Annotated in this window: 16 protein-coding genes and 1 pseudogene; 11 read left to right on the top strand and 6 right to left on the bottom strand. The window is 66.7% G+C overall.

Translation table 11 applies throughout. The annotated features are described in order from the left end of the window. Positions 1 to 217: 217 nt before the first annotated feature. The 8 genes from BIZ42_RS07930 (at position 218) to BIZ42_RS07900 (ending at position 9,676) form a co-directional block, all read left to right on the top strand. On the top strand, positions 218 to 1,549 hold the full coding sequence (locus tag BIZ42_RS07930) for a M20 family metallopeptidase (RefSeq protein WP_070426096.1): 1,332 nt from the start codon (positions 218 to 220) through the stop codon (positions 1,547 to 1,549). A 169-nt stretch (positions 1,550 to 1,718) separates the two neighbouring features. After that, positions 1,719 to 2,537 carry an NADPH-dependent 7-cyano-7-deazaguanine reductase QueF gene (queF, locus tag BIZ42_RS07925; protein ID WP_070426095.1) on the top strand — a complete coding sequence of 273 codons (819 nt, stop codon included), beginning with the start codon at positions 1,719 to 1,721 and terminating at the stop codon, positions 2,535 to 2,537. 94 nt (positions 2,538 to 2,631) lie between these two features. After that, complete coding sequence (locus BIZ42_RS07920) at positions 2,632 to 2,925, top strand: LysM peptidoglycan-binding domain-containing protein (RefSeq protein ID WP_070426094.1); 294 nt, start codon at positions 2,632 to 2,634, stop codon at positions 2,923 to 2,925. Between the two features lie 39 nt (positions 2,926 to 2,964). Continuing rightward, entirely contained in the window at positions 2,965 to 3,468 is a 504-nt protein-coding gene (locus BIZ42_RS07915) for a hypothetical protein (RefSeq protein ID WP_019183498.1), read from the top strand. Between the two features lie 314 nt (positions 3,469 to 3,782). Next, complete coding sequence (locus BIZ42_RS19260; RefSeq protein WP_237393572.1) at positions 3,783 to 4,352, top strand: hypothetical protein; 570 nt, start codon at positions 3,783 to 3,785, stop codon at positions 4,350 to 4,352. 269 nt (positions 4,353 to 4,621) lie between these two features. Beyond that, a complete protein-coding gene (locus BIZ42_RS07910) occupies positions 4,622 to 6,847 on the top strand; it encodes an NADP-dependent isocitrate dehydrogenase (protein WP_070426093.1) in 2,226 nt (741 codons plus the stop codon). 183 nt (positions 6,848 to 7,030) lie between these two features. After that, positions 7,031 to 8,743: a bifunctional isocitrate dehydrogenase kinase/phosphatase gene (gene aceK, locus BIZ42_RS07905; protein WP_070426092.1), complete on the top strand. Its 1,713-nt coding sequence runs from the start codon at positions 7,031 to 7,033 to the stop codon at positions 8,741 to 8,743. A 57-nt stretch (positions 8,744 to 8,800) separates the two neighbouring features. Next, positions 8,801 to 9,676 (top strand): energy transducer TonB, encoded by an 876-nt coding sequence (locus BIZ42_RS07900; protein ID WP_139146346.1) that lies wholly within the window; start codon positions 8,801 to 8,803, stop codon positions 9,674 to 9,676. A 36-nt stretch (positions 9,677 to 9,712) separates the two neighbouring features. Here BIZ42_RS07900 and BIZ42_RS07895 read toward each other — a convergent pair whose 3' ends face one another. The 3 genes from BIZ42_RS07895 to BIZ42_RS07885 form a co-directional block, all read right to left on the bottom strand. Next, positions 9,713 to 11,299: a sensor domain-containing diguanylate cyclase gene (locus tag BIZ42_RS07895; RefSeq protein WP_070426091.1), complete on the bottom strand. Its 1,587-nt coding sequence runs from the start codon at positions 11,297 to 11,299 to the stop codon at positions 9,713 to 9,715. Between the two features lie 216 nt (positions 11,300 to 11,515). Further along, complete coding sequence (locus tag BIZ42_RS07890) at positions 11,516 to 12,532, bottom strand: cupin-like domain-containing protein (protein WP_070426090.1); 1,017 nt, start codon at positions 12,530 to 12,532, stop codon at positions 11,516 to 11,518. Between the two features lie 111 nt (positions 12,533 to 12,643). Then, positions 12,644 to 15,655 (bottom strand): TonB-dependent receptor, encoded by a 3,012-nt coding sequence (locus BIZ42_RS07885; RefSeq protein ID WP_019183504.1) that lies wholly within the window; start codon positions 15,653 to 15,655, stop codon positions 12,644 to 12,646. Positions 15,656 to 16,076: 421 nt separating this feature from the next. Between BIZ42_RS07885 and BIZ42_RS07880 the strand changes: the two are divergent. After that, a pseudogene (locus BIZ42_RS07880) lies at positions 16,077 to 17,353 on the top strand (sugar MFS transporter). Positions 17,354 to 17,362: 9 nt separating this feature from the next. Here BIZ42_RS07880 and BIZ42_RS07875 read toward each other — a convergent pair. Next, complete coding sequence (locus BIZ42_RS07875) at positions 17,363 to 18,370, bottom strand: LacI family DNA-binding transcriptional regulator (RefSeq protein ID WP_046273075.1); 1,008 nt, start codon at positions 18,368 to 18,370, stop codon at positions 17,363 to 17,365. A gap of 342 nt (positions 18,371 to 18,712) precedes the next feature. Here BIZ42_RS07875 and BIZ42_RS07870 point away from each other — a divergent pair, with 342 nt between their 5' ends. Beyond that, positions 18,713 to 21,244: a glycoside hydrolase family 3 protein gene (locus BIZ42_RS07870; protein WP_070426089.1), complete on the top strand. Its 2,532-nt coding sequence runs from the start codon at positions 18,713 to 18,715 to the stop codon at positions 21,242 to 21,244. 81 nt (positions 21,245 to 21,325) lie between these two features. Here BIZ42_RS07870 and rho read toward each other — a convergent pair whose 3' ends face one another. Both rho and trxA read right to left on the bottom strand, forming a co-directional pair. Beyond that, positions 21,326 to 23,134, bottom strand: a complete 1,809-nt coding sequence (gene rho / locus BIZ42_RS07865; protein ID WP_070426088.1) for a transcription termination factor Rho — start codon at positions 23,132 to 23,134, stop codon at positions 21,326 to 21,328. A gap of 222 nt (positions 23,135 to 23,356) precedes the next feature. Continuing rightward, the gene (gene trxA / locus BIZ42_RS07860; protein ID WP_019183509.1) at positions 23,357 to 23,686 is read right to left on the bottom strand and encodes a thioredoxin TrxA; all 330 of its coding nucleotides are present in this window, start codon (positions 23,684 to 23,686) and stop codon (positions 23,357 to 23,359) included. A gap of 559 nt (positions 23,687 to 24,245) precedes the next feature. On the opposite strand from trxA, the gene rhlB reads away from it, so the two are divergent. Further along, on the top strand, positions 24,246 to 25,958 hold the full coding sequence (rhlB, locus tag BIZ42_RS07855) for an ATP-dependent RNA helicase RhlB (RefSeq protein WP_070426087.1): 1,713 nt from the start codon (positions 24,246 to 24,248) through the stop codon (positions 25,956 to 25,958). Positions 25,959 to 26,007: the final 49 nt, after the last annotated feature.

The raw sequence follows: 26,007 nt of genomic DNA, 5'->3' as shown, positions 1-26,007 counted from the left end.
GGGGGCTGGCGGAGGGCGGGGGGCCCCGGTTGGCTAGGCGCAAAGCATACTCGTCGCCCGTGGCCTTTCATGCATGACGGATGGGACGGGCGATCAGACCGGATGTGACGGGTGAGGTTCCCCCATGAACGTTCGCCGGGGCAGAAAGTTACACCGCGGCGGTTCCGGATGCCCTACATTCAGGTTCGACCGTTGTCCTGCCCCGTGGAGACCTGCAATGCCCCGTCTGTCGCTGCTGATGTCCGCCCTGCTGTTGGCCACCCCCGGCCTGGCCGCCGCCGCCCCCGCCGAACGCCCCGAAGTGGCGGCCGCCGCGACCCGCCTCAAGGCCCAGGTCATCGACTGGCGCCGCGATTTCCACCAGCACCCGGAGCTGTCCAACCGCGAGGAACGCACCTCGGCCAAGGTCGCCGAGCGCCTGCGCGCGATGGGCCTGAAGCCGCAGACCGGTATCGCCCACCATGGCGTGGTGGCCATCATCAAGGGCGGCAAGCCCGGCCCGCGGATCGCCCTGCGCGCGGACATGGACGCCCTGCCGGTGACCGAACAGACCGGCCTGCCGTTCGCCTCCAAGGCCACCAGCACCTACCGCGGCGAGACCGTCGGGGTGATGCACGCCTGCGGCCACGATGCCCACACCGCCACCCTGCTGGGCGTGGCCGACGCGCTGGTGAAGATGCGCGCGAACCTGCCCGGCGAAGTGATGCTGATCTTCCAGCCCGCCGAAGAAGGCGCGCCGCCGCCGGAAGAGGGCGGTGCGGCGCTGATGCTCAAGGAAGGCCTGTTCAAGGACTTCAAGCCCGAGGCGGTGTTCGGCCTGCACGTGTTCTCCAGCGTGCCCGCGGGCCAGATCGCGGTGCGCGGCGGCCCGCTGATGGCGGCCTCGGACCGGTTCGGGATCAAGGTGATCGGCCGCCAGACCCATGGCTCGGCGCCGTGGAACGGGGTGGACCCGATCGTGGCCACGGCCGACCTGGTCGGCACCGCGCAGACCATCGTCAGCCGCCGCGCCAACCTCTCCAAGCAGCCGGCGGTGGTGACCTTCGGCGCGATCAAGGGCGGCATCCGCTACAACATCATCCCCGATGAAGTGGAGATGGTCGGCACCATCCGTACCTTCGATGAGGGCATGCGCCAGCAGATCTTCGCCGACCTGCGCAACGTGGCCGAGCACACCGCGGCCGCGCACGGGGCCAAGGCGGAAACCGAGATCTACGAATCCGAAGGCAACCCGGCCACGGTCAACGACCCGGCCCTGACCGCGCGGATGCTGCCGAGCCTGCAGGCCGTGGTGGGCGAAGGCAATGTCTACGAGCCGCCGCTGCAGATGGGCGCCGAGGACTTCTCGCTGTATGCCCAGCAGGTGCCGGGCATGTTCTTCTTCGTCGGCTCGACCGGCGAGGGGATCGATCCGGCCACGGCGCCGGCCAACCATTCGCCGAAGTTCCTGCTCGATGAGAAAGCACTGGATGTAGGCCTGCGCGCGCTGCTGCAGGTGAGCCTGGATTACCTCAATGGGACGCCGGCTGCGGCGCCTGGCGCGGGCTGACGTCAGACGACGGCTGGTAGACGGTAGGTCCCGGCCGCTGGCCGGGGCGAGAACCGGCACGGGCGGGAGGGTTCCGACCCTCCCGTTGGCCGGGAGGCAATCACCCGGTCGCCGCGGCCTCTCGTTTTCGCCGCCGGACGCCGCGCGCCTACCGGCGTAAAATGGCGGCATGAATACCCCCCAGGACTCCAGCCTCGGTCGCGAGGTGGCTTACCCGTCGCAGTACGATCCCGGCCTGCTTTTCCCCATCCCGCGCCGCGGCGCCCGCGAAGAAATCGGCCTGGACGAGGCGGCGCTGCCGTTCGTCGGCCATGACCGCTGGCAGGCCTATGAGCTGAGCTGGCTGGACGGGCGCGGCAAGCCGCGCGTGGCGGTGGCCACGGTCAGCGTGCCGTGCACCTCGCCGAACCTGATCGAATCCAAGTCATTCAAGCTGTACCTCAACTCGCTCAACAGCACGCGCTTCGACGATGACGCGGCTGCGCGCCTGTGCATCACGCGCGATCTGTCGGCCTGTGCGGGGGCGGTGGTGACGGTCGTGTTCGGGGTGCCACCGCTGGTGGAAGAAGCCGAGGGCGAATCGCTGGACGAGCGCGACGTGGCCATCGAGCGCTACGGCCCGCCGGCGCCGGAATTCCTGTTCGCCGATGCCGATGACGTGGTCACCGAGACATTGAGTTCGGCGCTGCTCAAGTCCAACTGCCCGGTCACCGGCCAGCCGGACTGGGCCAGTGTCAGCGTGCGCTACCGCGGCCCGAAGATCGACCGCGACGGCCTGCTGAAGTACCTGATCAGCTACCGCGAACACGCCGAGTTCCATGAGCAGTGCGTGGAGCGGATCTTCAGCGAGATCACCCAGCGCTGCCAGCCACAGTGGCTGGAAGTGGAAGCGCGCTACACCCGCCGCGGCGGGCTGGACATCAACCCGTGGCGGGCCAGCCCGGGCATCGCTGCCCCGGCGCGGACGGTCCGCGACCTGCGCCAGTAGGCGTTCCGCACGTCTTCACATCCACGCCATGCCCCATTAACAAGGGCTGTGACACCGTGCCTCCCATGTCGTCAATCAAGACGGGAGTGTATGGATGAGTACCGATAAGAAAGTCGACTTTTCCGGTGTCAGCGCCAGCGTTGACACCACCGCGCAGAAAGTCGATCAGGTCGATTTCTCGGGTGTGACCGCCTCGGTGGATACCACCGCGGAGAAGGTCGGAGGCACCTACACGGTGCAGAAGGGCGATTCGCTCTCGAAGATCGCCAAGCAGGAACTGGGCGATGCCAATGCGTGGAAGCGCATCTTCGAGGCCAACCGCGACGTGCTGGACGACCCGGACAAGATCCAGCCCGGCCAGACCCTGAAACTGCCGCCCAAAGCCTGATCCACTTTACTGCCCACCATCACACAGGGAGCAACCTCCATGAAGAAGTCGTCCATCAGTACTGCCGTTCTCGCTGCGCTTCTGGCCACCGTGGCCCTGGCTGGCTGCAAGAAGAAAGAAGACACCGCCGATAACAACGCACAGCCGGCGGCGACCGCGCCTGCCGCACCGGCTCCGATGACCGAAGCCGCGCCGCAGCCGATGACCGCTGCCACCGGCGTGACCGTTTCGACCGTCACCGTGGGCAAGACCGCTGCGGCGGACAAGACCGTCACCTCGGCCGCATTGTTCGCGCCGAAGGACGACATCATCGTCTCGATCCGCACGGACGGCAGCGCCAACAACGCCAACGTTGCGGCCAAGCTGACCTTCCAGAACGGGCAGGTCGCCGGCGAGCAGAACCAGGTGGTCAATACCACCGGTGCCGAGACCACCAACATCTCCTTCAAGAATGCCAATGGCTGGCCGGCGGGCAAGTACCGCGCGGAAGTCACGGTAGATGGTAAGGCGGCTGGATCGCCGCAGGAGTTTGAGGTCAAGTAAGCCTAGACGCCGACTCTCTCCCGGCAACAGGCTCACGATGGACGCAGCCGCGAGGCTGCGTCTTTTTTATTGTTCTTTTTCCATCGGCGTGGCAAGCAGAAGTGCTTGATGCCATTGCGCGCACATCCGCCGGTGTGGGTCGAGTGCAGCGCGGCCCGCGTAGCCAGATGATTGCCGCCTCACGGAAGGACTCGGTTTCAGGCTCGCAGCAGGCTCCAGCGGTGGCATCACCCGATCCACACTATCCGCGGAGGGCGGAACTCGTATAGTCGGAGGATGGGGCATGGCGCGGCGCTGGGATCCAAGGAGCGGCAATGAGCAAAACGGGGATGTGGTGTTTCTTTGCGCCTGCTATGGCGTTTGTTCCTGGATACGCATGTGGACAGGAAGCAGCAATATGGGGCCACAGTTGCGATCACTTCCTCTATGGCGCGTGCCTGCGGGTCCCCGCCGGGATGTCGATCAGCTACGAATCACCTGCGGATTTCGGGATTCATGACGTTCTGAAAGATCAGCGGAGCGTGTTGCTGGTCTATGAAGGTGACGCACCGCAACCGCCCAGTCCGGGATCGTCTATCGATCTGAAATTAACCCTTCCTGGCTATCAGCTTTCAGGCTACAGAACGGCCGAGGGCGATTCGACCCGATACGACATCTTCGTCAGGCCTGACCGATCGGGTGTCATGCCGCTGCATCTGATCGGCACGGCGACCGGCGCCTCACAGCGAAAGGACCTGGCAGCGGCAGTTGGCGGCTTCCGGGTATGTAGTTTCAAGCGCAACCACAGCAGCCAGACACTCACGTGTCCTCGCCAAAGCGTGTGGGGAAAGCCCCTTGCGGAATGGGTGGACGGTCTCCGGGAGGCCGCAGCAGTTTCCGAATGAGCGGATCTGCACCCGGAGGGCGCCTGAGCTGCCGGTTGGCGCTGATGCATCACACCGTTCCAGTACGTTTGCGTATGGGATGGCTTTGCTCCGGGGGGCTGAAAACGCGACAATGCGGGGGTTTCCCGCCGTGCGCGCCGTTGGTCGGCGCGGTCCCCGGGGAAAGTGCGGGCCCGCTGTGCCAGGCCCTGCACGCGACACGGTTGCACGCGGCCCGGCATTGCCGCCGGCCATCATTCACGAGATCTGCAAGAGAGCCCTGATCCCCCATGTCGAACACGCCCAAGATTCTCTACACGCTCACCGATGAAGCCCCGTTCCTGGCCACGCAGTCGCTGCTGCCGATCGTCGAGGCCTACACCGCCACCGCCGGTATCGCCGTGGAAACCCGCGACATCTCGCTGTCCGGCCGCATCCTGGCCCTGTTCCCGGATTACCTGAAGGACGACCAGAAAGAGGCCGACCACCTGGCCGAACTGGGCCAGCTGGCGACCACCCCGGACGCGAACATCATCAAGCTGCCCAACATCAGCGCCTCGGTGCCGCAGCTGAAGGCCGCGATCAAGGAACTGCAGGACCAGGGCTTCGCGCTGCCGAACTACCCGGACGTGCCGACCGACGACGTCTCGCGCGACATCAAGGCGCGCTACGACAAGGTCAAGGGCAGTGCGGTGAATCCGGTGCTGCGCGAAGGCAACTCCGATCGCCGCGCGCCGCTGTCGGTCAAGAACTACGCGCGCAAGCACCCGCACCGCATGGGCAAGTGGTCCAAGGACTCCAAGTCGCACGTTGCGCACATGGATGGCGGTGACTTCTACGGCAGCGAGAAGTCGGCCACGCTGGCCAACGCCGGCAGCCTGAAGATCGAACTGTTCAAGGCCGACGGCAGCAGCGTCGTGCTCAAGGAAAAGACCGCGGTCAAGGCCGGTGAAATCGTCGATGCCGCCGTGATGAGCCGCAATGCGCTGGCCTCGTTCGTGCAGGCGCAGATCGCCGATGCCAAGGCCAAGGGCGTGCTGTTCTCGCTGCATCTGAAGGCCACCATGATGAAGGTCTCCGACCCGATCATGTTCGGCGTCGTCGTCGAGGAGTTCTACAAGGACGTGCTGGCCAAGCACGCCGACGTGCTCAAGCAGGCCGGTTTCGATCCGAACAACGGCATCGGCGATCTGTTCGCGCGCCTGCCGCAGCTGCCCGAAGCGACCCAGGAAGCGATCAAGGCCGACCTGGCTGCCGAGTACGGCAAGCGCCCGGGCCTGGCCATGGTCAATTCGGACAAGGGCATCACCAACCTGCACGTGCCCAGCGACGTGATCGTCGACGCCTCGATGCCGGCGATGATCCGCGACTCCGGTGGCATGTGGAACGCCGACGGCAAGCTGCAGGACACCAAGGCCGTCATTCCGGACCGCTGCTACGCCGGCGTGTACCAGGCGGTGATCGACGATTGCCGCACCCACGGTGCGTTCGACCCGGCCACCATGGGCTCCGTGCCCAACGTGGGCCTGATGGCGCAGAAGGCCGAGGAATACGGCTCGCACGACAAGACCTTCCAGATCCCGGCTGACGGCACCGTGCGCGTAACGGACGAGACTGGCAAGGTGGTGTTCGAGCACGCCGTGCAGACCGGTGACATCTGGCGCATGTGCCAGACCAAGGATGCGCCGATCCAGGACTGGGTGAAGCTGGCCGTCAACCGCGCCCGCCTGAGCAACACCCCTGCGGTGTTCTGGCTGGATGCGAACCGCGCGCACGACGCACAGGTGATCGCCAAGGTCGAGACCTATCTGAAGGACCACGACACCAACGGCCTGGACATCCGCCTCCTGGCGCCGGTGGAGGCGACCGCCTTCTCGCTGGACCGCATCCGCAAGGGTGAGGACACCATCTCGGTGACCGGCAACGTGCTGCGCGACTACCTGACCGATCTGTTCCCGATCATGGAGCTGGGCACCAGCGCCAAGATGCTCTCCATCGTGCCGTTGATGGCCGGTGGTGGCCTGTTCGAGACCGGTGCCGGTGGTTCGGCGCCCAAGCACGTGCAGCAGTTCGTGGAAGAGGATTACCTGCGCTGGGATTCGCTCGGTGAGTTCCTCGCCCTGGCCGCTTCGCTGGAACACCTGGGCAACCGTTACGACAACGCCGGTGCCACCGTGCTGGCCAAGACCCTGGACCAGGCCAACGGCCAGTTCCTGGACAACGACAAGTCGCCGTCGCGCAAGCTCGGTGGCATCGACAACCGCGGCAGCCACTTCTACATCGCGCTGTACTGGGCCCAGGCCCTGGCCGCGCAGGACGACGATGCCGCGCTGAAGGCCCGTTTCGCGCCGCTGGCCAAGGCACTGGCCGAGAACGAGCAGGCCATCGTCGGTGAGCTGGCCGCGGTGCAGGGCAAGGCGGTCGATATCGGTGGCTACTACCGCCCGGACGTGGCCAAGGCCAGCGCCGCGATGCGCCCCAGCAGCACCTTCAACAGCGCGCTGGCTGCGCTGTAAGGCAGCGGTCCCGCCATTGCGGTGATCGATGAAGAGCCCGCGCTCCGGCGCGGGTTTTTTTATGGGTGCCCGCTGGGCAAGCGCCCCGTCGCTGCCGTATGGTGGCAACAGGTTCCCTGGAAGTGGCTGCATGCGCGCTCGCTGTTCCTGCCGGTTCTCTCACTGCGCTGTCCGGGGTGTCGCATGAACACGGCAGCCGATGCGCTGGCGCGGCTGATCCGCGATGGCTTCGAGGACTACCATGCGCGCTTCGCGGCGATCAGCCGGCGCGCGCGGCAGCGTTTCGAACAGAGGGACTGGGCCGGGGCCCGGCAGGACGCCGTGGAGCGCATCGGGCTGTACGACCTGTGCATCGCCGGGACCGTCGATGCCCTGCGCCGCGCAGCGGGCGCGGACATCGGTGAGCGCGCGCTGTGGCTGCGCATACGCCCCGCCTACGCTGCGCTGCTGGCCGGGTTGATCGACGCCGAGCTCTACAAGACCTTCTACAACACACTGGCGCGGCGGTTGTTCGCCACCCGCGGTGTGGACGGTGCGATCGAGTTCATGGCGATGGACGTGGAGCCGTCCGATGCCATTACCCATCCGGTCGCGCGACACAGCTATACGCTCTCTCCCACGCGCCCGGCGGACGCGTTCATGCGCGTGCTCGGCGACTATCGGTTCGATGTGCCGTATGCACACCAGCTGCGCTGCGCCGCGGCGGTGGCCGTGCGCCTGCAGGACGATCTGGCACATTGGGGGGATTACCCGGTGCGCAGCATCGAACTGCTCGATACGGTGTTCTACCGTGAGCGCCGCGCCTATCTGGTGGGGCGCGTCTTCGGCGAGCATCGCTTCTCGCCCTGCGTGATCGCACTGGTCCATGACGAGCGCGGCCTGCGCGTCGATGCGGTGCTGAGCCGGCGCCGCGATCTCGCGCATCTGTTCGGTGTCTCGCGCAGCTACTTCCAGGCCGACCTGGCGACCGTTGGCGATGCGGTGGTGTTCCTGCGCAGCCTGCTGCCGGGCAAGCCGGTCGATGAGATCTACACCGTGCTCGGGCGCGCCAAGCAGGGCAAGACCGAGCGCTATCGCACGTTCTTCCGTCACTTCCAGGACCAGCCCGGCGAGCAGCTGGTGCATGCCGCTGGCACGCCCGGCATGGTCATGGCGGTGTTCACCCTGCCCAGCTATCCGCTGGTGTTCAAGCTGATCCGCGACCGTTTCGCCTGGCCCAAGACCATGACCCGGCACCAGGTCGAAGAGAAGTATGCGCTGGTATTCAACCTGGACCGTGTCGGCCGGCTGCTCGACGCGCAGCCCTATCGGCACCTGCGCTTCCCGCGGTCGCGTTTCTCCGCGGCGCTGCGCGAGGAACTGCTGACCCAGTGCGCCGGCAGCGTGCATGAGGAGGGCGAGGAACTGGTGATCGCGCTGTGCTACGTGCAGCGACGCTTCCGTCCGCTCAATCTGTACCTGCGCGAGCAGACCGCCGAGGCGCGTCGCATTGCCGCGCTCGACTACGCGCAGGCGATCACCGACATGGCGCGCAACAACATCTTTCCCGGCGACATGCTGCCGAAGAACTTTGGCGTGTCGCGGCATGGGCGTGCCGTGTTTTACGACTACGATGAGCTGTGCCTGGTCACCGAGTGTGCCTTCCGCGCCTGGCCGGCGCCGCGCAACGAAGAGGAAGCGCTGGCCGACGAGCCATGGTTCCAGATCGGCCCCCAGGACGTGTTTCCCGAGCGCTTCTGGATGTTCATGGGGCTGCCGGCGCCCGAGCTGGCGGCGGTGCGCGAGCACTTCGGGCATCTGTTCGATCCGGCGTGGTGGCAGCGGCTGCAGGCCGGTTTCGCGGCCGGTGATTTTCCGGATACCCCGCCGTACGCCGGGGCGCTGCGGCTGGCCTGATTGTCCACCCGATTCCCACTGCGCTACGCTGTCAGGCATCCACAAGGAGAGAGTGCGATGCGTTGTTCCCCTATTCTTGCCCTGGCATTGGCCTTCAGCGGCGTGGGCATGGTCGTGGTCCCCGATGCGGACGCACAGACCAAGCGCGAGGTGCGCGAGCAGGCCGAAGCCAGCATGGTGCTTACCGGCGAGATCGATATCGGCACCGAAGGCCAGGTCGAAGCGTTCCGTCTGGACAAGCGCGCGCAGGTCGACGAGACCATCGTCACCTTCGTCGAAAATGCCGTGAAGACGTGGCGTTTCGCCCCGGTGCTTGTGAATGGCCAGGCCGTCAAGGCACGTACCCCGGCCACCATCCGCCTGGGTGCGAAGAACAACCCCGATGGCACCGGCCTGATCACGCTGCTGGCAGCGAATTTCGAAACGTACGACGAAACCTCGACCGACAACGTCACCAAGGTGAAGATGACGCCGCCGGTGTATCCCGAGGATGTCTTCAACGCGCGCGGGCGTGGCGATGTACTGCTGTTGATACAGGTCGGGCGCGACGGGAAGGTGCTGGATGTGGCCACCGAGCAGGTCAATCTTCGTGTGATCGCCAACGAGGCGAACATGCGGAAAATGCGCGACAAGCTGGCCCGCGTGTCGATGGGCGCCGCACGCAAGTGGACCTTCAAGGCGCCCTCTACCGGAGATCAGAAGGACGAGGCGAGCTGGACCATCCGGGTGCCGGTGCGATTCTCGTTCAGCGATGAGGTGGAGCGCTACGGCCGCTGGGATGCCTACATTCCCGGCCCGCACCAGCAGGCCCCGTGGCGCAGCGACAAGGCACTGAGCGCCGATGCCAATGCCGACCTGCTGCCCGCCGGCGGCGTGTTCATGGCCGACGCCGCCAGCAAGGCGCCGAAGCTGCTGACGCCGCTCGGCGGCTGAGGCTGCCAAGAGCGCGGGCGTCGCGCCCGCGGTCCCTCAACCAACGCCCGGACTGCCGGGCTGCGGGTACACCACGGTGCGATTGCGGCCCTGTTCCTTGGCCATGTACAGCGCCTTGTCGGCCAGCCGCAGCGCCTGCTGCGGATCGTCGTGGTAGGTCGGGTAGTGGGCCACGCCCAGCGATACGGTGACCGTGCCGACCTGCTCGAAAACTTCGGCGGCGACCTGCACGCGCAGGCGCTCGGCAACCTGGGCAGCGTTGGCGGCATCGATTCCCGGCAGCAGGATCAGGAATTCCTCGCCACCGTTGCGGCAGAGCAGGTCGGTATCGCGCGCGTCGTTGCGCATCAGCTGCGCGATGCGCAGGATCACCGCATCGCCGACAGCGTGTCCGAAGCGGTCGTTGATGGTTTTGAAGCGGTCGATATCCAGCGCGATGATCCCGAACGGCTGGCCGCGCGCCTGCCAGTCTTCCAGGCCCTGCTGCAGGCCACGCCGGTTCTGCAGGCCGGTGAGCGGGTCGGTCATGCTGGCGCGGTTGAGCTTGCCGATGCGGTCCTGGAGCAGGTTGAAGCTGTACAGCAGGGCGGTCTTGAGCTGGGCGACCTCGTAGTACCAGGCGCGGATGCCGGTGACGTGGCGGATCGCGATGCCGGTGTCGCGGTTCTGCACGTTGCGCGCCAGCTGCCACAGAGGCAGCGAGATGCGCCGCGCAAACCACCAGGTGATCAGCAGCGACAGGATGCCCAGCGGGATCGCATTCCAGATCACCGAGGACATCAGCTGCGACAAGGATGCCAGGGTGGCCGTGGTCGGGCGCTGGGCCACCACGCCCCAGCCGACACTCGGTACCGGGGCGTAGCCGGCCAGCATCTGCACGCCATGGGTATTGCGCACCTGCTGGGCGCCCGAGTGGCCCTGGGTGACTGCCTGCACGGCCGGGTTCTGCAGCGCGAACTGGCCGACCCGGTCCTGCTCGATGTGGTACAGGATGCGGCCGTTGCGGTCGACCACGTACAGGTAGGAGCCATCGCGGTAGTAGTGCTTGCCCAGCAACGACTGCAGGATGCTGCGCTGGCGCAGGTAGATGGTGCCGCTGACGTAGCCCTGGTACTGGCCCTGCGCGGAGAAGATCGGGTGCGAGATCGCCACCAGCAGCCGGCCGGTGGCCGACTGGTACGGATCGCTGATGAACGGCGCACGCCGGGCGAGGGCGTCGCGGTTGCCGGCACTGTTGAGCAGCACGCCCTGCAGGGCAAGACTCTGCGGTGAGGTGGCCAGCACGGTGCCACCGGCATCGACGATCAACACCGAGTTGAAGCTGTTGGTCTGCAGTTGCAGGCGGGCGGCCTCGGCCTCCAGCGCCTGGCGATCATGCCGGCGCTGGCCGAGCAGGGTGGCGCTGTAGGCCACCTGCTGCTGAGCGGAGAGCACGAAGTTCTGGGTCGATTCGGCGAGCTTGCTGGCGTACACGCGGTTGGCTTCCAGCGTGTTGCCGATCAACTGTTCGCGCTGCACGCGGTAGCTGGCATGCAGGGTGTTGGCCAGGGCGATGATCGCGCTGAGCAGGGCCAGGGCAAGGATCAACGTGCCGAGGTTGAGGCGGGCGGACAACGGGCGCATGCGGTTCACGGGCAGCAGGGTGCAGCACCAACCGGAACACGCGGATGGAACGGCAGCAGCGAAGCAGTCAGGAGCGCACGACACAGTGCCGAACCGGTGCGCGTGCCGCGCCCGCCTTTCGACGACCCCGCCCCCGGGCGGTCAACAACTCTTTGGGCGGCGATTATTGCGGATTACACCCCCACGTGGGTGAAGTGGGCACCGCGGTGGCGGCCTTCAGCGTTCCAGGCGCCTGCGCAGTACGCCGCGCAGGTGATCGGCGCCGGCCTGGTCCAGTGGTCCGAGCACACCGCGTACGGCCTCGGGGATGTGCGCGGTGGTGTGTTCATCGGCCTGGAAGACGTAATGCTGGAACATCGCCTGCCAATGCGCGCGCTGCGCCGGCGGCAGATCGCGGAGCGCCAGCAGCGAGAGCATCAATGCGTTCATCGGCGCATCCATCCACGCCGGCACCGGCCGCCACCAGTAATTGACCAGCACGTTGAACGCCTCCAGCCCTTCCATGTGGTGCCACCACAGCGATGGAATGAACACGGCATCGCCCGGCCCCAGCTCGGCCACCTGTGCGTGCGCCAGTGCCGCGCTGAAGCGTGGAAACCGCACCAGGTCCGGTGCGGCGAAATCGACCAGGCTGACCGCCTGCCCGGCCGGCGTGAAATCCAGTGGCCCGATATACAGATTGCCCACCTGCGATGGGGGGAACAGGGTGACGCGGCGGCGGCCGGCGGCTACGCAGGCCAGGTTGTCCGGCACGTCCTGGTGGGCGGCGATGCGCGAGCGGTTGCCGATCCAGATGCTGGCCAGCGGATCGTCCACCCCCAGTTCCAGCGCATTGGTCTGGCGGAAGCCAGGCAGGAAGCTGTCCAGCGTGGTCGATGCCACATAGATCGACGGCGGTGCCAGTGCCGGCGCGTACTTGAGCAGGGTATCGAGCACGACCTTCAACGGGATCTGCTCGCGGCGGAAATTGAAGCCACTCATGTCCGCGTTGTAGAACACCCGTCCCCGGGCCTCCGGTGGCGCCGTGGTGGCAGTGACCGGCAGCGCGCCGTGATCGAACTGCTTGAGATGGTCAACCGCCGCCTGCGCGGACCGGGTCGCTGCGGCGACCAGCGGCCACCCGGCCACCAGCCCGCGGATCACCTTCGGCGTGGTCCAGCCGGGCAACTGCGCGTGCAGCTGCGCCGGATCCAGATCATGCAGTTCCTCGATCGGGCCGGGCATGGCGGACATCGGCATCCTGATGGCAGGGGCGGGTGGCGCCCACGGTAGCGCGCAGGTGAGGGAAGCGGAAGGCCGTGGGATGAGCGCGGCCTTCCGGTGCTGCAGCTCGGCAGTGCCGACTCAGAACTTGTAACGGACGCCGAACATGTACCGCGGGCCGGTCTGGGTGGCGTAGCGCAGCATGTTGGTGTGGCGCGAGTAGGTGCGCATGGTCTCGTCGGTCAGGTTGATCGCTTCCAGGCTCAGGGTCAGCTGCTCGCTGACCGCGTAGCTGATGTTGAGATCCAGCTGGCCGTAGGCTTCGGTGTAGTTCGGGTTGGGGCCCTGGCCGCCGATGCCGTTGAGGAACTTGTCGCGCCAGTTGTAGGCCGCACGCACCTGCCAGGCGTTCTTGTCGTAGAACAGCACCGCATTGGCCGAGTCGCTGAGGCCGATCATCGGATACTGATCGCCCAGGCTGAGGTTGTCGAAGGTCAGGCCGGACTTCACCTTGGTGTAGTTTGCCGCCACGCCAAAGCCGGACTGGCCGAACAGATGCTGCACGGCCACTTCCCAACCCTGGAGGTGGTCCGAACGCTGGTTGGCCGGCAGGGTGACGTCAAACCCGGCAATCGGATCACCCGGCTGGCCGACGATGCTGCCGGTCTGCTGACCTGCGGAATTGACGCCGGTGGAGGTCACGCCCGGGTCGCCGGCATGGTTGGTGAAGATGTAGTTGCGGATGCACACCGTATCGGTGGCCACGCAGCCCGATGCCAGTGCCTCGTTCCAGTAGGCCCCGCCCACCGGGGTGTGCAGACTGCCTGCATCCTCCCGCGCGATCGTGTTGCTGATGAAGTTCTTGATGTTCTTGCGGAAGAAGCCGACCGAGGCGTAGCTGGCCTCTCCGTAGTACCACTCCAGCGAGAGATCGAAGTTATCCGAGAGCAACGGCTCCAGTGCCGGGTTGCCACGCGAGCCGGTGCCGCCCTGGGTGCGCACGATGTTGTCCAGACGCTGCCCGCTTTCGATCTGCGTCCAGCCCGGACGGCCGAGACTGCGGCTGTAGCTGCCGCGCAGCGCCAACGATTCGCTCAGGTCCAGCTTCAGGTCGAGATTGGGCAGGATGTAGTCGTACTTGCCCTTGCCACCCACGAAGGCGCCTTCGTCGGCATAGGTGATGTTGAACTCGTTGAGCGAATTCCAGCTGATGGAGGTCGGGACGCGCACCAGCGCCTGCGATTCCACCTCGGTTTCTTCGTAGCGCACACCCGCGGCAATATGCAGCGGCATGTTCCAGTCAAAGGTAGTGCGGTATTGCAGGTAGGCGCTCTTGGACGTTTCCGTGGTGCGGATGTCCTCGGAGTATTCCGTCGGGGCGACATAGCAGGTGGGGCAGGCCGGCTCCACGCCATTGGCCACCTGGGCGGCACGATCGCGCAGGCGGTCGAAATCGAACACCAGGAACTGGCCCGTCAGGCGCGGATCGTTGTGGCCGGAGAACGCCTTGAAGTACTTGGCCATGTCATCGGCGTACCAGATGCTGTCATCGTAGTCCGCAGGCGTACCGACGCCGCCCCAGCTGTCTCGCTGCATGATGGCCGCCGCCGAGCGGTTGTCCACCTTGGTGTGGCCCACGCCGAAATCCAGCGCGGAGTAGTCGGCAAAGCGGAACACGCCCTTGGCCTGCAGCTGCTCCACTTCAGACTTGTTGTAGCTGTTCTGGAAGACCGAGCCGGTCACCAGGGCATCCGATGCCTGGATGCCGCCAGGAGGCAGTGCGATGTTGATGATGGGGAGGTCGCCGCTGTAATCGACCGTGGTCTTGCCACGCACGTAAGCGGCGACGCCCAGCACGCCCGCCGAGCCGTAGGGGCCATCGGGCTGCGATTCGGCACTGGCGCGGTTGTAGTCGAAGGTCATGTCCAGCGCGTCGTTGACCTCCCACTCGACGTTGAAGCCTACCGCTTCCATGTTGTTCTTGGTCGCCAGCTTCATGCCGCCCATGGCCACGTCGCCGTTGACCACGTCTTCGCTGTAGACGATCGGCGCGGCAACCGGGCCGTTGGTCCAGGTGCTGTCGCCGGGGCCGTAGTTGAACCACACCGACAGTTCGCTGCGCTGCTGCTGGACCTTGTTCTCGACATAGGTGTAGTCCAGCGTGGTGGTCACGTTGTCCAGCGGCTTCCACTGGAACGTGGCCTGCCCGTTGGTGCGCTGCCGCTGTACCGCATTGACGTTGTAGGCCGAGTTCTGCGGGCGGCCATAGATATCATCGGGGCCCGGGCGGTTGGTGATCCGGTCGGCATAGCCCGTGCCGGGTTGTGGCAATGCCCGCCAGTCGGTGGTGTCGCTGCCACGAAGCGTCGCCCAGCCTTCGGCAACGGTCGCCTGGTTGAAGCCCGAATCGCGTTCCTGGTGGCTGGCACTGAGTGCAACGCCGAAGCGTCCGTCGGCGTAGGTCTGGCTGAAGATGCCCGACAGCTCACCGGTGATGTTGGACCCTTGCAGCGTGCGCGGCACGTTGTCGTTGGAGGTGTCGTGCACCGCCTTCAGGCCCAGGCTGACGACCGGCGCCGCCTCCAGTGGACGCAGCGTCTTGATGTTGATGGTGGCACCGATGCCGCCGGTCGGATTGTCGGCGCGGGTGGTCTTGTAGACCTCCACGGCCGAAATCGATTCGGAGGCGATGTTCGCAAAGTCGAACGATCGCGAGCCGTTCAGGCCGGCACCGCCGTTGCCGAGGTTGGACGCCGGCATCTGCCGGCCGTTCAGGAGCACCAGGTTGTAGTCCGGGCCGATGCCGCGGACGGTCACCTTGGAGCCCTCGCCGCTGGAGGTGCGGTCGATCGACACGCCGCTGATGCGCTGCAGCGATTCGGCCAGGTTGGTATCCGGGAACTTGCCGATGTCCTCGGCAACGATGCCGTCGACCACGCCCTGGCTGTCGCGCTTGAGGTTCATCGACGAGGTGAGGCTGCCACGGATGCCGGTGACCTGCACCGCATCCAGCGTGGTGGGGTCGACGCCATTCGGGGCTGTCGTGGAGGTTTCCCGGGCCGCGGGATCCTGCGCCCAGGCCGGGCCGGCCAGGACAGCGAGAAGTGCGGAGGTGAGCATCGCCTTGCGGGGTACGGCCTTGTACGTCTTCATGATGATCCCTCCCCAGGGAATTCGATCGTGGCGGTTCTGCGTTGTGTCGGCGCGGGTTCCAGTGCGCACGGCCCGGATTGGAGCCATGGTTGACAGCGTTGTCAACAAACGACGTCCCCGCTGCGCTTTGCCTGGCCATCGTCACGCGTTCCACGTTGCCTGCACATCGGGCACCTGCGCGGCGGAAGCACTGCAACGCAGGCGTTGTGGCCCGATTTCACCGGGACGTCGGCCGCCGGAAGGAGGATGCACACGCGTTGTGCAGTGCAGAACGAAACTGCGCGAAGTGATTCGCGTGCACGCACCGCAGCATCGCGGGCCACGGGCAGCGGATGGCTGACAGCGCTGGACAATCGCGGTCCAAGCAGGTTCCATGTCTGGCCGCCGACTGGCCGGCTCTCCCAATCTGGAAGGACATGCAATGGACACTCCTGCTGCCGTCCGCGGACAACATGTGCAAAGCAATGGCGTTGCACTGGCCGTGGTCACCGCCATCTTTTTCATGTGGGGTTTCCTCACCTGCCTCAACGACATCCTGATTCCGCACCTGAAGGCGGCGTTCGCGCTCACCTGGGTGCAGGCGATGCTGGTCCAGTTCACATTCTTCGGCGCGTACTTCCTGATGTCGCTGCCCGCCGGGCGCCTGGTCGCGGCGGTGGGCTACAAGCGCGGCATCGTTGCCGGCCTGGCCGTCGCCGGTGTGGGCGCGCTGTTGTTCTGGCCGGCAGCACAGGCGCATGTGTATGGCCTGTTCCTCGGCGCGCTGTTCGTGCTGGCCACCGGCATCACCGTGCTGCAGGTCGCTGCCAATCCCTATGTTGCGCTGCTTGGTCCGGAGCAGACCAGCTCCAGCCGGCTGACCCTGGCGCAGTCGATGAACGCGTTGGGCACCACGATCGCGCCGTTGTTCGGCGGCCTGCTGATTCTCTCGGCCGCGCCGCGCACCGCCGATGAACTGGCCCTGCTGCCGCAGGCCGAGGCACTGGCTTACCGCGCCGCCGAAGCGCAATCGGTGCAGCTGCCGTACTTCGGCCTGGCCGTCGCGCTGTTCGTGCTGGCGGTGGCGATCTGGATGTTCCGCCTGCCGGCCATTCCCGGCGTGGAAGGCGCGGCCGCCACCGGCAGTGGCCGCCTGCGCGATGCGCTGCGCCACCGCCACCTGCGCTATGGCGTGCTGGCCATCTTCTTCTACGTGGGCGCGGAGGTCTCGATCGGCAGCGTGCTGGTCAATTTCCTTTCGATGCCCGGTATCGGTGAGGGGCTGACCGAGCAGGAAGCCACGCGCTACGTGTCGCTGTATTGGGGGGGGCGCTGGTTGGCCGTCTGCTGGGTGCAGCGTTGCTGACCCGGCTGGACCCGCGCCGCATGCTGGGGGTCTTCGCGTTGATCGTGATCGCCCTGCTGACGGTGACGATGCTCGGCAGCGGCAACCTGGCCAAGTGGAGCGTGGTCAGCATCGGCCTGTTCAACTCGATCATGTTCCCGACGATCTTCGCGCTGGCCATCGCCCGCCTGGGCACGTTGACCGGGCAGGCCTCCAGCCTGCTGGTGATGGCGATCGTGGGCGGCGCGGTGATCCCGCTGGCGATGGGCTGGCTGGCCGACCATCACGGGCTGCAGGTGTCCTTCCTGCTGCCGATGCTGTGCTACCTGTTCATTGCCTTCTACGCCTGGCGCGGTTCACGCCACAGCCACTGAGGCAGGCGCTCAGCGGCGACGCGGGGGGTGCGTGGATTCGCGCACCAGCACCGCATGGTCGACGGTGACCATGACCCCGGCCTCCGGGGAGCGGATGCGGTCGATCAACTGCTCGGTGGCCAGCCTGCCCATGGAGGCGGTCGGCTGGCGCACGGTGGTCAGCGCCGGGTAGATGTGCCCGGCGATCGGCGTGTCATCGAAGCCGCAGACCGACAGGTCGCGGGGAATGCGCAGGCCGCGCTGCCCGGCGACGCGGAACACCGCGGCGGCCATGTCATCGTTGGCGGCGAAGATCGCGCTCGGTGGCTCCGGCAGGTCCAGCAGTGCATTGGCCGCCTCGATGCCGGATTCGAACGAGAACTGCCCGTTGACCACCAGCGCCGGATCGTAGGCGATGCCGTACTGGCGCAACGCCTGGCGGTAGCCGGCCAGACGCCACTGGCAGGCGCCGTGCGCGCGCGGGCCCTTGATATGGCCGATGCGGCGATGCCCCTGCGCGACCAGGTGACCGATCAGTTCAACCACTGCGGTGGTCTCATCCATGCGCACGCCGATGCAGCCGTCCGGATGCCGCGGTGCGATGGACGCATACGGAATCTCATGCTCTTCCAGGTAGGCCAGCACCACCGCGTCATCGGTCAGCGGCGGGATCAGCACCACCCCGTCCGGGCGCGAATTCTCGAACAACGCGGCCAGGTCGGGCAGGGTGCGGCGCGCCGTGCCGACCGGGCCCAGGATCAGGTTGTAGTGGTGCGCATGGCACGCCTCCAGCATCCCGTTCTGGATTTCCATCAGGTAGTTGCGCGAGGGATTGTTGTAGACCAGCGCCAGTGCATACGAGCGCTGCCCGGCCAGGCTGCGCGCGGAGAGGTTGGGCTTGTAGCCCAGGCGCGTCACGGCGGCCAGCACCCGCTCGCGGGTTTCCGCGCGTACGTTGGGCTCGTTGTTGAGCACGCGGGAGACCGTCTTGATCGATACACCCGCAACGGCGGCGACATCCTCGATACGACTACGCATGGTGCGGGGGTTCCTCTCGGAGGGGCGGGCGGCCAGGTGCCGATGGTAGTGCGCGTGTGTCACATCGATGTTGCCGATGCAGGCGGATGTTGCCATGCCGGCGACGTGCGTGGCGGGTTCGGGTTTTCCATGTCGCGATGCAGCAGTTCAAGCACGGCCTGGACATCATCTCCGGTGGTGATCCCCGCTGCAGCGGGACGCCGGTCGCAAGCGCGGCCGCGGGCGGTTGACAGCGTTGCCATGGGCTTATATGACAGCGCTGTCAGAGCGGGGCGCTGACCGCCGCCCGGCTGCAGTCCCGCCCGTTCCGTTCGCGCGTATTTCATCAGAGGAAGATGTCCAGTGACCAGCTCCAACAAGACGATTCTCGCTACCTGCCTGCTGGCTGCGCTGGCCTCGACGGCCGGTGCCGCACCGGCCACCGGTGAACGCCTGAAGGACTGGCCCCATGTGACCAGCGCGATCGGGCCGGATGCTGCGCTGGAGGCGCGGGTGCAGCAGATCGTGGCGCAGATGACGCTGGCGCAGAAGGTGGGCCAGATGACCCAGCCCGAGATCAAGATGATCACGCCCGACCAGGTCCGCCAGTACTACATCGGCTCGGTCCTCAATGGCGGCGGCTCCTGGCCGGGCATGGACAAGCACGCCACGGTCGCGCAGTGGCTGCAGTTGGCCGATGCGTATCGGGCGGCCTCGCTGGCCACCGATGCGCGTACGCCGATCCCGGTGATCTGGGGCACCGATGCAGTGCACGGCCACAACAACGTCTACGGTGCCACGCTGTTCCCGCACAACATCGGGCTGGGCGCGGCCGGCGACGCCGCGCTGATCGAGCGGATCGGCCGGGCCACCGCACACGCGGTGCGTGCCACCGGCATCGACTGGGTGTTCGCGCCGACACTGGCAGTAGCGCACGATCCACGTTGGGGGCGCACCTACGAAAGCTATTCCTCCGACCCGCACGTGGTACGCGAATTCGCCCAGGCCTACGTCAAGGGTGCGCAGGGGCGCTTCGGCGACGACGGCAATGTCGTTGCCACCGCCAAGCACTACATCGGCGATGGCGCGACCGACAGCGGCCGCGACCAGGGCGAAGCGCTGGTCGACAAGGCCACCATGATCAACGTGCACGGGCAGGGCTACTACGGTGCGCTTGGCGAAGGCGTGCAGACGGTGATGGCCTCGTTCAACAGCTGGAACGACCGCAGCGGTGGCGTCGACTACGGCAAGATGCACGGCAACAAAGCGCTGCTGACCGGCGCGCTGAAGGAGAAGATGGGCTTCGACGGTTTCGTCGTCTCCGACTGGAACGGCATCGCCCAGGTGCCGGGCTGCCGCAACGACAGCTGTGCGCAGGCGATCAACGCCGGCATCGACATGGTGATGGTGCCCGATGACTGGAAGGCCTTCATCGCCAACACCATCGCCCAGGTGGAGAGCGGGGAGATCCCGATGGCGCGCATCGATGATGCGGTCACCCGCATCCTGCGCGTGAAGCTGCGCGCGGGCCTGTTCGATCACAAGCCGTCCGACAGCCGCCATGCCGGTGACGTCGCCGCCGTGCAGCACCGTGAGCTGGCGCGCCAGGCCGTGCGTGAGTCGCTGGTGCTGCTCAAGAACGAGGCCAAGGTGTTGCCACTGCGCCGCGATGCGCGGGTGATGGTGGTCGGCAAGAGTGCCGACAACCTGTCCGATCAGTCCGGCGGCTGGTCGCTGACCTGGCAGGGCACCGAGAACCGCAATGCCGATTTCCCCACTGGCGATTCGGTGCTGGGTGCGCTGCGTGCCGAACTTGGCGCACAGAAGGTTGCCTACAGCGCCGATGCGACGGCGCTGGATCCCGCGCAGTTCGACGTCGTGGTGGCCGTGATCGGCGAGACGCCATATGCCGAAACCAACGGCGACATCCTCGCGTCCGATCCGGTCAGCCACAGCCGTGCCTATCCGCAGGATCTGGCCGTGCTGCGCGCGGCCCAGGCCAGTGGCAAGCCGGTGGTGACCGTGTACTTCTCCGGGCGCCCGATGTACACCAACGACCTGCTCAACCACTCCCAGGCCTTCGTGGCGGCGTGGCTGCCGGGTACCGAAGGCAAGGGCATCACCGACGTGCTGGTGGCTGGCAAGGACGGCAAGCCCGCGCATGATTTCCGCGGGCGCCTGAGCTTCCCGTGGCCGGGCGTGCCGTGCCCGGCGCCGATCGACCGTCCGGATCCGAAGCAGCCGCCGCTGTTCGCGCTTGGCCACGGCCTGAGTTACCGCACCCCGGGCAAGGTCGACCGCCTGCCCGAAGCCAACCCGGACAACTGCGGCGAGGTCACCACGCTGCCGATCTTCAACCGGGCCGACACGCCGCCGTTCGCGCTGCATGTGGCGGCCGCTGGTGCCACCCAGCCGCTGGGCAACGATCTCAACGCCACGTTGCGCTGGCCGGCCGCCGCGCCGGTAGTGCAGGTACGCACCGTGCAGATCAATACCCAGCAGGATGCCAAGGAAGTGACCTGGCTGGCGCCGGCGCAGTTGATCGCACGCAGTTCCTCGCGGCGCAACCTGGGTGCGCTGGCCCGCAATCACGGCGCGCTGCAGTTCGACGTGCAGCTGGTGCAGCGCCCGGTGTCCCCGGTGAAGGTGAGCATGCAGTGCGGTACCGGCTGCGAGGGTGGCGTGGATATCGCGCCGGTCCTGGCCACCCTTTCGCCGGGGCAGAAGCAGACCGTGACCGTGCCGCTGGCGTGCTTTGCCAAGCAGGGCGTGGACCTGGGTGCGGTGGAAGCACCGTTCGTGGTGAGCGCCGACACGCCCTTCGCGGCGGCGTTCACCCAGGTGCGCGTATCGGTGGATGCAGACAACGCGGCGGGCGGGGTGCGCTGCCCGTAGCGCCGGGCTCTGCCCGGACGTCCCCCTCAACGAAAAAGGCCCCGCGATGCGGGGCCCTTCTCTGTCCGGAAGATGCGCCTATCAGCGCTTCATCGAACCGAAGAACTCGTCGTTGGACTTGGTGTTCTTCATCTTGTCGAGCAGGAACTCCATCGCGGCCATTTCATCCATCGGATGCAGCAGCTTGCGCAGGATCCAGATCTTCTGCAGCAGTTCCGGTTCGATCAGCAGGTCTTCGCGACGGGTGCCCGAGCGGTTGATGTCGATCGCCGGGAACACGCGCTTTTCCGAGATGCGGCGGCTCAGGTGCACTTCGCTGTTGCCGGTGCCCTTGAACTCTTCGTAGATCACCTCGTCCATCTTGCTGCCGGTATCGACCAGCGCGGTGGCGATGATGGTCAGGCTGCCGCCTTCCTCCACGTTGCGCGCGGCGCCGAAGAAGCGCTTCGGACGGTGCAGTGCGTTGGCGTCCACACCACCGGTGAGCACCTTGCCGGAGCTGGGCACCACGTTGTTGTAGGCACGCGCCAGGCGGGTGATCGAGTCGAGCAGGATCACCACGTCCTTCTTGTGCTCGACCAGGCGCTTGGCACGCTCGATCACCATTTCGGCGACCTGCACGTGGCGGGCGGCCGGCTCGTCGAAGGTGGAGCTGATGACTTCGCCGCGCACGGTGCGCTGCATTTCCGTCACTTCTTCCGGGCGCTCATCGATCAGCAGCACGATCAGGTGCACGTCCGGATGATTGGTGGTGATCGCCGTGGCCACCTGCTGCATCATCATCGTCTTGCCGGCCTTGGGCTGGGAGACGATCAGCGAGCGCTGACCCTTGCCCTGCGGTGCCATCAGATCGAGGATGCGGCCGGTGATGTCTTCGGACGAACCGTTGCCGCGTTCCAGGGTGAAGCGCTTGCGCGGGAACAGCGGGGTGAGGTTCTCGAACAGCACCTTGTTCTTGGACGCTTCCAGCGGCTCACCGTTGATGGTGTCCACGATCGACAGCGCGAAGTAGCGTTCGCCGTCCTTCGGGAAGCGGATGCGGCCGGACAGGTGGTCGCCGGTGCGCAGGTTGAAGCGGCGGATCTGGCTGGGCGAAATGTAGGTATCGTCCGGGCCGGCCAGGTAGCTGGCTTCGGCCGCACGCAGGAAGCCGAAGCCGTCGGGCAGGATTTCCAGCACGCCGTCGGCGGCGACGCCGTCGCCATGACGGGTCAGCACTTTGAGCAGGGCGAAGATCACGTCCTGCTTGCGGGCACGGGCCACGCCTTCGGAGATCTGCAGCTGCTCGGCGATTTCCAGCAGCTTCTGCGCCGGCATGCGCTTGAGGTCGCTCAGCGAATAGACCGGGAAGCCTTCGGGCACGTTGGCCTGCTGGCTGCGCACGAACGGCTGCTGTTCGCCGTTGTCCTGCGGCATGCCGTCATCGTTGTAGCGATCGCCACCGCGGTTGCGGTCACGGCGATTGCGGAAACGGTCGCGGCGGTTGCCTTGGCCCTGACCCTGGCCCTGGTTCTGGCCCTGGTTCTGGCCCTGACCCTGCTGGTACGGGTTCTGCCCGCCCTGCTGGTTCTGGTTCTGGTTTTGGTTTTGGTGCCGGCCATTCTGGTTGCGCTGGCCACCGTCGCCGGTGTCCTGCTGACCACCGCCCTGGGAGGGCGATGCGTCGCCACCGGCAGGAGCTGCCGGCGCCGATGCCTGCGGGGCTGCCGAAGGAGCAGCAGCCGGCGCCGGCGCGTCAGACGCGGCAGCCAGAGGCAGAGCGGGTTGTGAGGGGGGGGAACCTGCCTCGGCAGCGGTGTTGGCGGCGGCCTTGGCGACGCGCGGCTTGCGCACGCGCTTCTCGGCGGGCGCGTCGGCGCTCCCGGGTTCGGAAGTAGTGATATCGGACAAGTGCTGGATTCCTCGCTAGAAGGTGCGAGCGCCCGGCAGGGCGGCGAACGTTGGGAAAGGATCTGGAAGGAAACTGCGTCCAGAAGATGCGGCGCGCGAATGCGGCCGGATATGCCGACACTAACACCGGCTCGCGGCAGCGCGCAAGCCGGGTGGGGCAGGGTCATTCATGCGGGCGATGGGCCCGCGTGGCAGCCGGACGGGGCCGGCTGCCTGCAGCGATCAGGCCAGGGCCTTGTCGAGCATGCCGGCCAGCTGGGCCTTGCCGACGGCACCGATCTGCTGGGCCTGGACTTCGCCGTCCTTGAACACCAGCAGCATCGGGATCGAGCGCACGTGGTACTTGGCGGCCAGGGCACGGTTCTGGTCCACGTTGACCTTGGCGATCTTGGCGCGGCCGTTGTAGGCGTCGGCCAGTTCGTCCAGGGCCGGGGCGATCATCTTGCAGGGACCACACCATTCGGCCCAGAAATCGACCAGCACCGGTTCCTTGGAATTCAGCACTGCGCTATCAAAGTCGGCGTCGCCGACATGTACAACCTTGTCGCTCATCTTGGTTTCTCGTCTGGTAATGCACCCGGCAGGGCCGGAGGAAGTTGAATTTGGGCAACGCCAACCGGGCGTCACCCTCGTCTGGTGCCTCGTGGCCGCGGGCGGCCAGCGGTGCGTTCGGCGGATGCCTGGACGCTCACGGGGCGCAGTGTACCGCTATCGCCGTGACCGGACAGACGCTGGTTGGAAAGAAGCGTCCCGTGATCGCCCACCTGCGTTATCGCGACGATCCTGGTTGATATGCGGGGGCCGGCACGACGCTTCCAGCCCTTCCCGCTACCCCGTTCAACCGGCGGCAGGGCCGGTGAATGCGAGGTGGAGAGCCTTCCAGGGCCTGAAACCTGCCGCAAAAAGCACGCCGGGCGGGCATTCTCATGGCGCTGCGCGACGGGTGATCCCGGTTTGACGCCGACATTGCGCTAAACTGGGGCATTGTGCGGCGCCCTGGACCTGGAGTCCGGCCCTGCCAATCCCGGCGCAGGGGCCGTTTGCGACGGTGCCCCCCAAGATTGCAAGCCACCCCGCACCTCTGCCGGGATGGCCTTACCAAGACGGACTCATGAGCGACAAACCGCTGACCGATTTGACCTTCTCCTCCTTCGAGCTGCATCCGGCCCTGCAGGCCGGCCTTGAAGGAGCCGGATTCACCCGTTGCACGCCCATCCAGGCGCTGACCCTGCCGGTCGCGCTGCCCGGCGGCGACGTCGCCGGCCAGGCCCAGACCGGCACCGGCAAGACCCTGGCCTTCCTGGTCGCCGTGGTGAACCGCCTGCTGACCCGCCCGGCGCTGGCCGACCGCAAGCCGGAAGACCCGCGCGCGCTGATCCTGGCGCCGACCCGCGAGCTGGCCATCCAGATCCACAAGGACGCCGTGAAGTTCGGCTCCGACCTCGGCCTGCGCTTCGCGCTGGTCTACGGTGGCGTGGATTACGACAAGCAGCGCGAGATCCTGCAGCAGGGCGTGGACGTGATCATCGCCACCCCGGGCCGCCTGATCGACTACGTCAAGCAGCACAAGGTGGTCTCGCTGCATGCCTGCGAGATCTGCGTGCTCGACGAAGCCGACCGCATGTTCGACCTGGGCTTCATCAAGGACATCCGCTTCCTGCTGCGCCGCATGCCCGAGCGCACCACGCGCCAGACGCTGCTGTTCAGCGCCACGCTCAGCCACCGCGTGCTGGAGCTGGCCTATGAGCACATGAACGAGCCGCAGAAGCTGGTGGTGGAGAGCGAATCGATCACCGCCGCCCGCGTGCGCCAGCGCATCTACTTCCCGGCCGACGAAGAGAAGATCCCGCTGCTGCTGGGCCTGCTCTCGCGCAGCGAAGGCGCCCGCACCATGGTGTTCGTCAATACCAAGGTGTTCGTCGAGCGCGTCGCGCGTTCGCTGGAGAAGGCCGGCTACCGCGTCGGCGTGCTGTCCGGCGATGTGCCGCAGAAGAAGCGCGAAAGCCTGCTCAACCGCTTCCAGAAGGGCCAGCTGGAAATCCTGGTGGCCACCGATGTGGCCGCCCGCGGCCTGCACATCGACGGCATCAAGTACGTCTACAACTACGACCTGCCGTTCGATGCGGAAGACTACGTGCACCGCATCGGCCGCACCGCGCGGCTGGGCGAAGAGGGTGATGCGATCAGCTTCGCCTGCGAGCGCTACGCGATGGGCCTGCCGGATATCGAGGCCTACATCGACCAGAAGATTCCGGTCGAGCCGGTCACCAGCGAAATCCTGACCCCGATCCCGCGCGCGCCGCGTGCACCGTCGCCCGAAGGCGAGGGTGATGCCGAGGGCGACGAGAACGAGAGCGTCGGCCAGATCTTCCGTGAAGCGCGCGAAGCGCGTGCGGCGGAAGAGCAGCGTCGTGGCGGTGGCAGCAGCCGCGGCGGCAAGCCGTCCGGTGGCCGCGGCGAGCGCCGCGCCCCGGGTGAGCGCAGTGCCGATGGCAAGCCGCGCCGTGAGCGCAAGCCGCGCGTGGAAGGCGAGCAGCCGGTGGCTGCCGCCGCCGATGCCGTGGCCAAGTCGCAGCTCGCACCGACCGCCGCCCCGTCCGCCGAGGGCAGCCCCGCCGTGGAAGGCGAGCGCGCCCCGCGCAAGCGTCGTCGTCGCCGCCACGGCCGTCCGGTCGAAGGTGCCGAAGGCGCGGCAGCCACCGGCCCGGTGACCCCGGTGCAGGTGACCGCCAAGCCGATGCGCGGCACGCCGGCCGCCGATCCGGGCGCCTCGTTCCTGACCCGCCTGGGCCGCAAAATCCGCCGGATGCTCTCCGGTTCGTAAGACCTGACGGCTGAGGTAGTGCCGGCCGCTGGCCGGCGCTACCGATCAG

Origin of the sequence: Stenotrophomonas sp. LM091 (genome assembly GCF_001806305.1) — a bacterium.
Taxonomy (GTDB): Bacteria; Pseudomonadota; Gammaproteobacteria; order Xanthomonadales; family Xanthomonadaceae; genus Stenotrophomonas; species Stenotrophomonas bentonitica_A.
This window is presented reverse-complemented; position numbering and strand designations above follow the sequence as displayed.